11 protein-coding genes and 1 tRNA gene are annotated in these 11785 nt (G+C 70.2%); 3 read left to right on the top strand and 9 right to left on the bottom strand.

Annotated elements, in window-relative coordinates; translation table 11 throughout:
* Positions 1-2: 2 nt before the first annotated feature.
* Both EDD27_RS33005 and EDD27_RS33000 read right to left on the bottom strand, forming a co-directional pair.
* Positions 3-1193, bottom strand: coding sequence for a hypothetical protein (locus EDD27_RS33005; protein ID WP_127935865.1), 1191 nt, complete (start codon positions 1191-1193; stop codon positions 3-5).
* A 43-nt stretch (positions 1194-1236) separates the two neighbouring features.
* Positions 1237-2082, bottom strand: a complete 846-nt coding sequence (locus tag EDD27_RS33000; protein ID WP_338324676.1) for a spermidine synthase — start codon at positions 2080-2082, stop codon at positions 1237-1239.
* Between the two features lie 46 nt (positions 2083-2128).
* Between EDD27_RS33000 and EDD27_RS32995 the strand changes: the two genes are divergently transcribed.
* From EDD27_RS32995 to lat, 3 genes are all read left to right on the top strand, one after another.
* Complete coding sequence (locus EDD27_RS32995) at positions 2129-3640, top strand: penicillin-binding transpeptidase domain-containing protein (protein WP_164903896.1); 1512 nt, start codon at positions 2129-2131, stop codon at positions 3638-3640.
* Positions 3641-3660: 20 nt separating this feature from the next.
* Positions 3661-4308, top strand: coding sequence for a PAQR family membrane homeostasis protein TrhA (gene trhA, locus EDD27_RS32990; protein ID WP_127935863.1), 648 nt, complete (start codon positions 3661-3663; stop codon positions 4306-4308).
* 98 nt (positions 4309-4406) lie between these two features.
* Positions 4407-5681 (top strand): L-lysine 6-transaminase, encoded by a 1275-nt coding sequence (lat, locus tag EDD27_RS32985; protein ID WP_127935862.1) that lies wholly within the window; start codon positions 4407-4409, stop codon positions 5679-5681.
* Positions 5682-5738: 57 nt separating this feature from the next.
* Here the strand turns inward: lat and EDD27_RS54710 are convergent, their stop codons facing one another.
* The 7 genes from EDD27_RS54710 to EDD27_RS32955 form a co-directional block, all read right to left on the bottom strand.
* Positions 5739-5906: an FAD-dependent oxidoreductase gene (locus EDD27_RS54710; protein ID WP_164903895.1), complete on the bottom strand. Its 168-nt coding sequence runs from the start codon at positions 5904-5906 to the stop codon at positions 5739-5741.
* Between the two features lie 474 nt (positions 5907-6380).
* Positions 6381-6575, bottom strand: coding sequence for a helix-turn-helix domain-containing protein (locus EDD27_RS32980; RefSeq protein ID WP_241564383.1), 195 nt, complete (start codon positions 6573-6575; stop codon positions 6381-6383).
* Positions 6576-6762: 187 nt separating this feature from the next.
* Positions 6763-6838, bottom strand: a tRNA-His gene (locus EDD27_RS32975).
* A gap of 68 nt (positions 6839-6906) precedes the next feature.
* Complete coding sequence (orn, locus tag EDD27_RS32970; protein WP_127935860.1) at positions 6907-7500, bottom strand: oligoribonuclease; 594 nt, start codon at positions 7498-7500, stop codon at positions 6907-6909.
* 68 nt (positions 7501-7568) lie between these two features.
* Positions 7569-8645 (bottom strand): DUF2510 domain-containing protein, encoded by a 1077-nt coding sequence (locus EDD27_RS54705; RefSeq protein ID WP_164903894.1) that lies wholly within the window; start codon positions 8643-8645, stop codon positions 7569-7571.
* 49 nt (positions 8646-8694) lie between these two features.
* A complete protein-coding gene (locus tag EDD27_RS32960) occupies positions 8695-10116 on the bottom strand; it encodes a protein kinase family protein (protein ID WP_127935859.1) in 1422 nt (473 codons plus the stop codon).
* 21 nt (positions 10117-10137) lie between these two features.
* Positions 10138-11769, bottom strand: a complete 1632-nt coding sequence (locus EDD27_RS32955; protein WP_127935858.1) for a serine/threonine-protein kinase — start codon at positions 11767-11769, stop codon at positions 10138-10140.
* Positions 11770-11785 lie beyond the last annotated feature (16 nt).

Below are 11785 nucleotides of genomic sequence, written 5' to 3'. Positions count from 1 at the left end.
GTTCACCAACAGGCGGCGATCCTGTCCAGCACCGGCGCCGGGTACATCCCGTAGTTGTAGAAGTCGACGGCCGCCGCGCCGGCGGAGGCGCAGGCGGCCACTTTGGCGGCCAGATGCGCGGCGTCGAGGGTGTCCGGGTGACCCGGCCGCAACACCACCCGCACCGGGCACCTGCCGCCGGCCGCCGCCGCGACCGAGGCCACGTCGGCACGGACCCGTGCCACGTCCCGCACGTAGCCCAGGCACGCATAGCCGTCGGCCACGGCCGTCAGCGCGGGCACGTCCACCCCGAGCCGCCAGCCCTGCTCGGCCGCGGGCGGACCCTCAGGGGCTCCGTCGCCGTAGCCGAGCAGCGCGCCGGTCAAGTCCAGATACACCAGCTCGCCACCGTCCTCGTGCACGGCGGCCGCCACATTCCGGGTCAACGCGGTCACCACACCCTGCCGTACGGCGAGAAAGTCGTCGAGCTCGTCACCCACCGCGGCACGTAGCGCCGGCAGGTCGGCGGGCGTGGCCGGGGCGCCGCCCTCCAGCGCCCGGTCGAGATGGCCGGCCACGGCCGCGCGCAGCCGCTCGGCGTCCACCCCCGCAGCCTGCGCCGCGTTCCGGCAATCGACGCAGAAGCACAACCCCATCAGCAGCCGCTCACCCGGGCCCAGCGGGACGAAGGAGCGCTCGTGGTGGTGTCCGTGGTCGAAGGTCCCGTACGAGAGCGCCTCGGCCACCACCGGCCCCACCGCCGCCGCCGTGCGGGCCAGCGCCACCGCGTAATCGGCCACGTCCGGGTTCGCCGGGCACAGGTCGGCGATCAGCCGGTCGCCGAAGCAGGTCTCGGCGCACACCTCGGGAAACGCGCTGCCCAGCGTGGTGTTGTGCAGGAACACCGTCCAGGCGAGCACGTCGCCCGCCCGCTCCCGCAGCCGCGCCACGGCCTCCTGCTCCACGAGCGGCTGCCCGGGCGGGCGCAGCCGCACTCCCTTCCAGACCTCCGGAGGCAGCGGCAGGAACACGCCGTCACGCCGGTGCACCACCCGCCCGGCCTTTCCCCGCGGCACCACGTCGCGCGCCTGATGGTAGGCGACGGCGACGGTCACCGCCGCGACGCCCCGCTCGCGCACCCGCGCCAGCACCTCGTCCACACCCTCGTCCACCAGGTCGGAGGGAAAGACGAAGAGGCTGCTGCGGGGAAGCATGGACAGATTGCACCACACGGCCCGGGGGCCCGCGGGAAGCGCCCTACCCGAAGACGGCGGGCGGGGGCACCGGGGCCAGGACGGAGTCGCCGTCCTTGATGGGGTACGCGCCCGCGATGAAGTTCGTCAGCGCCTCTCCGTGCACGCACCTGGCCTGGGTCAGCCCGCCTGCCGCGCGCCTCGCGAGCAGGTCCACCGGCAGACCCGTACGCGAGGCCGCCACGATGAGGTTGCCGAAACGGCGGCCCCGCATGACGCCCGGCTCGGCCAGCAACGCCACATGGCGGAACGTGCCGGTCACGGTGGCCAGCAGGCGCCTGGCGAAGGCCAGCCCCTTGCCGTCCGCCAGGTTGATCAACAGGGTGCCGTCCGGGCGCAACACCCGGGCGATGTCGCCCATGTACTCGGCCGTGGCCAGCTCCACCGGCATCGTCGCCCCGGTGAACGCGTCCAGCACCACCAGGTCCGCCGAGCCGTCCCACACCTTGGCGGTGCCCTCACGGCCGCCTTCCACGATGACCTTCAGCCGGGGCACGGATCGCAGCTCCAGCTGCTCGCGTACCAGATTGACCAGCAGGCCGTCGGGCTCGATCACGATGTGCCTGGAGCCGGGGCGGGTGGCGGCGACGTAGCGGGGGATCGTGCAGGCGCCGCCGCCCACGTGGACGCAGCTGAGCGGTCCGTCCTGGAGAAGGTCGATAACGTCCGCCATGAGACGGACGTACTCGAATTCGAGGAATGTGGGGTCTTTCAGATCCACATACGACTGAGGTACGCCATCCTTGGACAGCACCCAGCCGTCCTGCCTGTCCAGATCCCGGAGGAGTTCGACCTCTCCGAACGTCACCGGATAAAGGCCGGGCATCGGTTCCCGCTGTCCACGTGTCACGCTGATCCCTCCCGGGAGAAACCGTATGCGACGACGAAGGCTGATTGTGCTCGTTATCGCGGTTGTCGCGATAGTCGGGGCGAGCGCGTTCGCGGTCTTGGCGTCCAGCCGGGTCAAGGGGAGTGCGTCGAAGACGGCGGCCGCGTACTTCGCCGCGTGGCGCAAGGGGGACATCACGGGCATGGAGCGGTTGGTGCACGAGCCGCCGCCCGACTTCGTGGCCCGGCATCGGGCGTTGTCGGACGAGCTGCACGTCGAGTCCATCCAGCTGACCCCAGGGCCGTTGAAGAGCCTGGGGGAGGGGGCCGCCGAGGTGCCGTTCGCGGGGGTGCGGCAGTTGGCCGAGTTCGGGGCGTGGCCGTTCGACAGCACGCTGCGGCTGGCCGTTCGGGACCGGGCGTGGAAGGTGTTATGGGCGCCCGAGACGCTCCACCCGCTGCTCAAGGACGGCGGGCGGCTGGAGCTGGGCGAGATCGACCTGACGACGGCCGAGCTGGTCACCAGCGAGGGCGAGCCGATCCCCAACGACAGCTACGCCGAGGCGTACCTCGACCCGCTCAAACCCGAGTTCGCCGAGGCCAACCAGGGCTGGGAGCTGGTGCTGAAGGTGCCTGGGCAGCCGGACCGGCCGCTGCTCAGCAAGCAGCCCGAGGCGAACGTCGAGCGCACGACACTGTCGCGGCCCGTCCAGGCGGCGGCCGCCCGGGCGCTGGACGGCGTGAAGGACTCCGCGATCGTCGCCATCCGCCCGAGCACCGGCGAGATCCTGGGGCTGGCCGACCGCCTCGAAGAGAACTACAGCGCCGTGCAGGACCTTTTCCCGCCGGGCTCCGTCTTCAAGACGATCACGGCGGCGGCGCTGCTCGCGAACGGCCTCGAGCCGTTCGCGGAGGTCCCATGCCCGGGCAGCTACACCGTCCCCGGCCATCGGACCATCGTCAACGACGGGGAGGTGGATCGCGGCCTCATCAGCTTCACCGACGCGTTCGCCCATTCGTGCAACACGGCCTTCGTCGAGCAGGCCACGACCAGGCTGAGCTGGGAGGACCTGGTGGAGACGGCGAACGAGTGGGGGTTCGGCCGGCCGATCATGACAGGCATCCGCGGAAGCTGCGGCACCGTCGGGCAGAGCGGCGACATGGACACGTTCGCCGAGGACGTGATCGGCCAGGGCGAGGTCGTCACCACCCCGCTCTGCATGGCGGCGCTCGCCGCGGCCGTGCAGAGCGGCACCTGGCGCTCGCCCAGGCTGCTGTCAGAGGAACAGGTGAGCCGCATCGAGGGCACGCCGCCCAAGCCGGCGCCCATGGACGAAGGCGTCGTGACGGCGCTGAGGGACATGATGACCGCCGTGGTCGACTACGGCACGGCGGCCGACGCCGGGCTGCCGGACGGCGTGGCGGGCAAGACCGGCACCGCGGAGGTGGTCGACGGGGAGGCCCATGCCTGGTTCATCGGTTACCGCGACGACCTGGCGTTCTGTGTGTTCGTCCGGCACGGCGGCAGCGGCGGCGCGGTCGCCGCTCCTATAGCCGCCCGTTTCCTTAATGGGCTCTAACCTACGGTACCGTAGGTTTCATGACGACCATCACCGTTAAGCCTAGGCTGCGAGGCTGGTTGCACACTGGAGCGCTGCCCGTGACGCTGATCGCCGGGTTCGTGCTCGTGGCGCTCGGCCCGACCTTGCAGGCCCGTGTGGCCTCCGCTGTCTACGCCGTCACGTCGGCGTTGTTGTTCGGCATTTCGGCCACCTATCACCGCAGCACGCTCGGCCCGAAGCTGGCGGAGTTACTACGCAGGTTCGATCATGCCAACATCTATTTGATCATTGCTGGCACGTATACGCCGTTCGCCCTGCTGGCTCTGGACGGGGTCCCCCGGCTGGCGGTGTTGAGCGTCATCTGGGGCGGCGCGCTGGCGGGCGTGTTGTTCCGGGTGTTCTGGCTAGGTGCGCCGCGCTGGCTCTACACCGTGCTCTATCTGGTGCTCGGCTGGACCGCGATCTTCGTCATGCCGCAGTTGCTCGAGGGGGCGGGCGTGGCCGCGGTCGTGCTGGTGGCCCTCGGGGGCGTGTTCTACTCGGCCGGGGCCGTGGTCTACGGGCTGCGCCGCCCCGACCCGTCACCACGCTGGTTCGGCTTCCACGAGGTGTTCCACGCGTTCACCATCGCCGCTTACCTGGTCCAGTACATCGCGGTGTCGATTGTGGTCTACTCCCATGCATAAAGAACTCCACTTTGTGGGTAGATGTACCGTAAATTTTACGCACGTGTCGGCGTTCCGCCGGAGGAACGTACGGCCGATCTGCCCACAGTGGAGTGGACATGGACGTACACACCCGCCTTGCCCGCCACCTGCTCGTCGACGGCTACCGCCTGGTGCTCGACCTGGAGCTGAGCCGGGGCTCCTGGCTCGTCGACGCCCGCAACGGCCGCCGCTACCTCGACTTCTACACGTTCTTCGCCTCCGCCCCGCTCGGCGTGAACCCGCCGTTCGACCCCGACTTCGTCCAGCTGCTCGGCCAGGTGGCGCGGAACAAGCCCGCCAACCCGGACATGTACACCGAGCATCTGGCCGACTTCGTCGACACCTTCGTCCGCGTGCTGGGCGACCCTGAGCTGCCGCACCTCTTCTTCGTCGAGGGCGGCGCCCTGGCCGTCGAGAACGCGCTCAAGACCGCCTTCGACTGGAAGAGCCGCCACAACGAGGCGGCGGGCCGCCCGCGCGAGCTGGGGACCAAGGTCCTGCATCTGACGCGGGCCTTCCACGGCCGCAGCGGCTACACCATGAGCCTCACCAACACCGAGCCCGGCAAAACCGACCGTTTCCCCAGGTTCGACTGGCCGCGCATCGACGTCCCCGCCATCCACTTCGGCGACGTCGAGGCGGCCGAGGAGCGCGCGCTGGCACAGGCGCGGGAGGCGTTCGAACGCCATCCGCACGACATCGCCTGCTTCATCGCCGAGCCGATCCAGGGCGAGGGCGGCGACAACCACATGCGTCCGGAGTTCCTGCAGGCCATGCAGCACATGTGCCATGAGTACGACGCGTTGTTCGTGCTCGACGAGGTCCAGACGGGCGGCGGGACGACCGGGACGCCGTGGGCGTACCAGCAGCTGGGGCTGGCCCCCGACGTGGTGGCGTTCGCCAAGAAGGTCCAGGTGGGCGGAATCATGGCGGGCCGGAGGGCCGACCAGGTCACCGACAACGTGTTCCAGCTGAGCGGCCGGATCAACTCGACGTGGGGAGGCGGGCTGGTGGACATGGTCCGCAGCCGGGGCATCCTCGAGATCATCGAACGTGACGGCCTCGTCCAGCGCGCCGCCGCGCTGGGCAACGTGCTGCTCGAACGCCTCACCAAGCTGGAGGCCGAACGCCCTGAAGCGGTGTCGGGCGTGCGCGGGCGCGGCCTGATGTGCGCCTTCGACCTGCCCGATCAGGCCGCGCGCGACGCTCTGGTGACCCGGCTCAGGGAGGAGCACGGCGTGCTCGTGCTGCCCTGCGGCCCCCGCTCGGTACGCCTGCGGCCGGCCCTCAACATCCCTGAGCCCGACCTCGACCATGGCTTGAGCGCCCTGTCGGAGGCTCTTACTGGGTGACGCTGGTCGCGGTGCGGCGCGGCCCGAAGTACCGCCAGAAGAAGTTGATCAGTACGGTCACGGGATCGCCGGCTGGGCGAGCTGGGGCAGCGGCTCAGGCGGCCCGGCCAGGTCGCCGGCCACGAAGATCTCGGGATGGCCGGAGACACGCAGCTCTTCCGTGGTCGTGATCCTGCCGCCCTTGCCCTGCGGCAACCCCCAGTCGGCCAGCGTCCGGAGGGGCACGCACCACCGGGCCGGGACCGGTTGGTGCAGCCCACCGGCACCAGAACGTGACGACGATCAGCACACCCACCAGACGGCACCATACACGCGGGGCCGTGTTAGGAGCGGGCTTCCACCTGCACGCTCACGCCACCCCGCCACGGTGGGCACATCTCATGCCAGACGCTGCGACTGACATGGGATCGCCAAGCTGATTAAAGACGCTCACGCTCGTCTGGGGGCCAGTGGCCGGGTCCTCCAGGTAGTGCTGCGATCGCCGCTACAGGGTCGCCGCGTCGCTCAGGGAGCAGATCGGCACGTTCGGCCACCGAGCGGCGGAGGTGCGCGGCCTGCTGCGGGCACACGGCACACCTACATCGTAGAGAACTCGCCACGAGCGGGCCCACGCCGCACGACCGTGCCCGGCCAGGGCGGCAACGTGATCCTGGCGGGCACGGCAGTCCACGCCGCGATCGACTCGGTCCCGGGCACCGGCTATTGCCGACGGGACAACCAGAGGCCGATGGCCGTGACGCGGGAGTCCACACCCAGTTTGGCGTAGATGCGATTGACGTGGTTCTTGACGGTCTTCTCGCTGAGGAACAGGAGTTGTGCGATCTGGCCGTTGGACTGGCCAGTGGCGATGAGGTCCATGACCTCGGCCTCGCGTTTGCTCAGGGACGTGAACACGCTATCGAACGCTGTGTCGTCGACTCTCATCCGGCCTCCGGGGCGCGAAGACGGTCAGATCGCCGAGGGCCCCCGTGCTTCCGGCGTTAGCGGTAGACAGCGAGCATAACTCGCAAAGTCAGGATTTGGGGGCGTTGTCGGGAGAAAACGACGACGGCCGGTCCTCTTCGGACCGGCCGTCGTGCTCTGGGGTGAGTGAAGGGACTTGAACCCTCGACATCCAGGACCACAACCTGGCGCTCTGCCAACTGAGCTACACCCACCACGGCCACCCGTTGCGTGGCGGCACAGGAAAAGTGTAGCGGGGTTCGGGAGTCTTTACGCCACTCCTTTAGCCGCTGACATGCTCTGCCAGCGATCTCGCGGTCGCCGAGTCGGGTCCCGGCTGGTCCACGAAGATCGCCGCACGGTAGTAACGCAGCTCCCTGATGCTCTCCGTGATGTCGGCCAGCGCGCGGTGCCCGCCCTGCTTCTCGGGCGCGGCGAAGTAGACCCGTGGGTACCAGCGGCGGACCAGCTCCTTGATCGACGAAACGTCGATCATCCGATAGTGCAGATAGGCGTCCACCGCCGGCATGTCCCTGGCGAGGAACGTGCGGTCGGTGCCGATCGAGTTGCCGCACAGCGGCGCCTTCTTCGGCTCCGGCACATGGCGGCGGATGTAGTCGAGCACGAGCGACTCCGCCTCCGACAACGTCACCCCGCTCCCCAGCGCGGGCAGCAGCCCGGAGGCGGTGTGCATCTCGCGCACCACTTCCGACATCTGCTCCAGCGACTCGGGCGGCGGTTTGATGACCACGTCCACGCCCTCGTCGAGCTGATTGAGCTCGCTGTCGGTGATGACGCACGCCACCTCCACCAGCGCGTCACGCCCGAGGTCGAGCCCGGTCATCTCGCAGTCGATCCAGACCAGCAAGTCACTCATGAGATCTCCTCGCCCAGCGGCTCGGAGCAATCCGCCCGCTTGTTACCCCACCAGACTAGTGCCACTGCTCACGCGGGCTTGAGCGAGCTCAAAACCTTGCTCACCACATCGGTGCCCAGATTGTCCGGTACGGAGATGTAGAGGAGGGCAGGGCGCTCACCGGAGCCGCGATCCATGAGCACGATCGCCCCGTTCTCCTTCTTCCACTTGTAGCCCTTCTCCTCCGACACCTTGGTGAAGTCGAGCTCGAACTGCAGCAGCCACGCGTCGCGATCGCCGATCTTCATGGCCTTGTCCGCCACGATCTTGCTCTCGTGCGGCGGCGAGTAGAACCTGGCGAAGTCCACGAAGACGGCCTTCGCCGTGTCTCCCATGCCGGCGGCGCCGCTATAGGGGTAGAGCTCGTTGAGCAGCCCCGAGTAGACGTTGCCGATCCAGTCGTCGTCCTCGACGAAGTCCTCCTGCGAGACGGCCTGCACCCCGGCCGACCACAGCTGCTGCGTCGGGCTCGGGGTCGCGGGATTGAGCTGCGCGGGCACCGTCCAGCCCTGCGGCACCGGGTACGAGATCCCGGCCCGCGAGTCGGTGATCCGGCCGTCGACCGGCTGGGGCGGCGGCTCGCCGGTGCCCTGGCTGGGCGGCTCGTTGGACGGCGGTTCATTGCCGGGCGGCTCCTGGGACTCCGACTGCTCCGTCGGCGACGGCAGCGCGACCTCGGGGCTGCTCCTGTTGACGAAGAAGATCCCCGCTACCACGATGAGCGCGACCACCACCAGCGCCGCCAGCCCGCCGAACACCCAGGGCAGCGGATTGCTCTGCTTGGGCGGCGGGCCGTAGCCGGGGCCGGGCAGCTGCGCGCCGCTCCACTGCTGGGCGGGCGGCGTGGGCTGCCCGTAGGCGGATTGCCCGAAGGTGGGCTGTCCGTACTGGAGCGTGGGGTTCGCCGGCGTCGCCGACCAGTCCGGCCGTGACTGCTGCTGCGGTCCGGAGGCGGCCTGCGGCTGGGGGTGCTGCGGCCCGGAGGCGGGCTGTTGCGCCGGCTCCTGCGCATGTGTGGCGTCGGTCCACTGGTTGCCGTCCCACCAGCGCAACTTGGGCTCGCCGTACGGGTCCGGATACCAGCCCGCGGGGGTCTGCGAGGTCATGTTCGCCAGATTAGTAAGAACTCCCTTGATATGCATTGCTGCGAAGGCATCAACACTTGTAGGTGAAGGTGGCCTTGTCCGTACGCACCGGGCCCGGCGTCAGGATCCGCAGCGTGGCGGTGGCCTTGACGTTGCTCTTGCCCGACAGCGACCACCTCAGCGGCAGCTCGTAGGACGTCTCGTCGGACCTCGTACGCAATGTTCCCTTGACGACTGTCTTGTCCAGGTTCTTGCGCCATTCGAAGGTGATCTCGCCGGGCGCCCCGTTGGTGACGACCTTTCCTGTGATCAGGACCTTGCTGTCGCAGCCTTGCGTCTTCTTCGGCGCCACCACGTCGATCGACTGGACCGCCAGCTCCGGCGCGCTGCCCGCCTTCAACCAGGCCAGGATCGCCCCGGCCATGATCACGGCGAAAACGGCCGTGGCCCAGATCGTCCGCCACCGGCGTGCCCGCGAGGCCCTGGGCCGCTTGCCGTCCGGGCGGTGCACGGTGCGCGCCTCGTCCCGTCCTGCCCGCCAGATCCGCTCCGCCGTCGTCTCCGGCCGCTGCTCCTGCGTGCCGATCCCCGGCCCGAACTGCAGCGGCCGTGCCGCCGACGCCCCCTTGGGCACGTGCAGCAGCGTGACGATGTCGCCTTCGTCCCTGGGCGGGGCGGGCGGCTGCGCGTACGTCCGCGGCTGCGCGAACACCGACCTGCCGCGTGCCGCCTGCGCCAGCCCTTCCCGGCTGATCGCGCCGCCGGGCAGCGCCGACTGCTCGCTGATCAGCGTGCTGCGCGCGGCCGCCAGGCCGAGTGTGCCGGCCATGGCCGCGACACGTTCTAACAGCTGAGCGACCTGCGCCGCGGCCGGCGGGGAAGGGCCGACCTGCGGCGAGCCGGCGCCGACGTGTGGCGTGCCCGGCCCGACGGAGCTCGAGGAGGCGGCCAGCCCGCGGGCGAGGGCCGCCCAGCCGGCCACGTCCCGCTCGGGCGGGGACACCTGGCCGCGGATCGCGTCGGACAGGCCGCGCTCGGACAACAACGCGGCGCCCTCCGCGGTGATCACCACGGTGCCCGGGTGCACGGAGCCGTGCGTGACTCCCGCCGTGTGCAGCGCGATCAGCGTCTGGGCGGTCTCCACCAGGACGGACACCGCGCCCGCCGGGTCGATGGGACCGCCGGCGAGGAGGTCGCCCACGGTCGGGCTGACCGCTTGTGCCGTCAGCAACCACACCTGGTCGCCTGCCGCCACCACGTCCGCCACCGGGATCAGGCCGGTCATCCCGCCCAGCACCAGTCGCTGGTCGGTCATGACCGCCTGGACCACGCGGTCGCGTACGCCGGGCAGGCCGATGATCCTCGGATCGAAGAGCAAGGCCCCGGCCCTGCGACCGTCGGGCGAGATCGCGTCGATCCAGTTGCCCAGTTCGGTCATCCAGGTGTGCTCGGTGAGCCGGAATCCAGCGATATCGTTCGTAGGGTTGTTCATCGCCGTCGCCCCCCGGCGCTGCTAGCGCTTCCTTCTCTGGCGTCCCGCCACACGGCGTCCCACCGCAAGTGTGACCGGAACCGCGCCGGACGTCATCAGGCCGAACGCGACGAACGCGGACTGCGCCACGCCGACGGCCTCGATCCTGGGCACTTCGGTCGGCACCTCGTCTCCTGGGCCGTCCGTGTTCGTGCCCGTGGGCGACGCGGTATCCGACGATGTCGGCGATTGCGTGGACGGGGTCGGCCGGATGGTGGGCTGTGTCTGCGTCGGAGTGGGTGTGGCGGAGGCCGGCGGGCGGGTGCCGTCCGGCACAGTCGCCGTGCCGCTCACCTCGGGCCCGGCCGTCTCGGTCGGGGTGGGGGCCGGCTTCTTGGTCTTGGTGGGCTTCTTGGTCTTGGTCCTGACCGGCGTGGGTGTGGCGGTGGCCGTCGTGGTGGGGGCGGCGGCGGCGCTCGTCGTCGGGGCGGGCGCCGGAGTGTCGCTCGTCGTGGCCGTCGGCTCGGGTGTGGTCTCCTCCGGCGTGGGCGACGCCTCTTCGGTCTCGGCCGGTTCGCCTGTGTACGGCGACGCGGCGCTCGGCGTGGTCCTGGTGGTCTGCGCCTGGAGCACCGGCTCGTCGGCGGAGGACGTGCTGATGATCACAATGGCGCCGATCAGCACGCCGGCCGCGACCGCGCCGATGCCGATCTTCGCGGGAAGCCTGCCCAGCACGCCGGACGGGTCGCGAAAGCGTGTCTCGGCGAGCGAGGTCTGAGTCTCCGGGGGGTCCTCGAGCGGGCTGGGGAAGAGCAGGACCAGCAGGCCGGCGAGGGCGGCCAGGCGGCGCCGCCCGCGTTCCTCCCAGTCCGGGCCGTACCCCTCGGCCGCGACGGCCTCCAGCTCGGTCAGGAACGCCTCCGCCGAGGGCGGGCGCTCGGCGGGATCCTTGGCCAGGCCGCGCTCGACCAGGCCGCGCAGCGCCGCGGGCACCTCCTCGGTCGGGGGAGGGGCGCTCTGGTGCTGATGGGCCAGCGCGACCAGGTTCGTTGCTCGGTAGGGGCGGGTGCCGGTCAGACACTCGAAGAACACCACGGTGGCCGCGTACACGTCGGTCGTGGGTCCGGCGGGCGTGCCCGTCCACTGCTCGGGCGCCATGTACGGCGGGGTGCCCGCCGCGCTGGCCTCCTCGCCCGCCCGGACCGCGATGCCGAAGTCCACGAGCTTGCTGGTGCCGTCGCCCTGCACCATGACGTTCTCGGGCTTGAAGTCGCGGTGGACGACGCCGATGGCGTGCGCCGAGGCCAGGCCCTGGAGCGAGCCCTTGAGCACCGTCAGCGCGGCCTCAGGCCCCGTGGGGCCCTCGGACCTGAGGAGCTCGCGGAGCGAGACCCCGTTGATCAGCTCCATGATGATCGCCGCGCCCTGGCCGGACTCGACGTAGTCGATCAGGCGGGCGTGGTGCGCGCTCTGCAACGTGGCCAGCAGCCTCGCCTCGTGACGGAAGCGGGCGACGAAGCCCATGTCGGATCTCAGCTCGTCGCTGAGAAACTTGATGGCAACCTCTACACCGTCGTAGTCGCGCCTGGCCAGCACGACTCGACCGGCGGCTCCCGAGCCCAGTTCGCGAACCCCGGTATAGCCGGGGACCCCCCATTGCCCTTCGCCGTACATAACGGCCTCCTCTGGA

The sequence above is a fragment of the Nonomuraea polychroma genome (assembly GCF_004011505.1).
Taxonomy (GTDB): domain Bacteria; phylum Actinomycetota; class Actinomycetes; order Streptosporangiales; family Streptosporangiaceae; genus Nonomuraea; species Nonomuraea polychroma.
The sequence above is the reverse complement of the archived record's forward strand: the minus strand, read 5'-3'. Positions and strand labels throughout refer to the sequence as shown.

Bases quoted from the DNA above. Each gene is read 5' to 3' on its own strand.
- EDD27_RS33005 (WP_127935865.1), bottom strand. From the start codon at position 1,193: ATGCTTCCCCGCAGCAGCCTCTTCGTCTTTCCCTCCGACCTGGTGGAC.
- trhA (WP_127935863.1), top strand. From the start codon at position 3,661: ATGACGACCATCACCGTTAAGCCTAGGCTGCGAGGCTGGTTGCACACT.
- lat (WP_127935862.1), top strand. From the start codon at position 4,407: ATGGACGTACACACCCGCCTTGCCCGCCACCTGCTCGTCGACGGCTAC.
- orn (WP_127935860.1), bottom strand. From the start codon at position 7,500: ATGAGTGACTTGCTGGTCTGGATCGACTGCGAGATGACCGGGCTCGAC.
- EDD27_RS54705 (WP_164903894.1), bottom strand. From the start codon at position 8,645: ATGACCTCGCAGACCCCCGCGGGCTGGTATCCGGACCCGTACGGCGAG.
- EDD27_RS32960 (WP_127935859.1), bottom strand. From the start codon at position 10,116: ATGAACAACCCTACGAACGATATCGCTGGATTCCGGCTCACCGAGCAC.
- EDD27_RS32955 (WP_127935858.1), bottom strand. From the start codon at position 11,769: ATGTACGGCGAAGGGCAATGGGGGGTCCCCGGCTATACCGGGGTTCGC.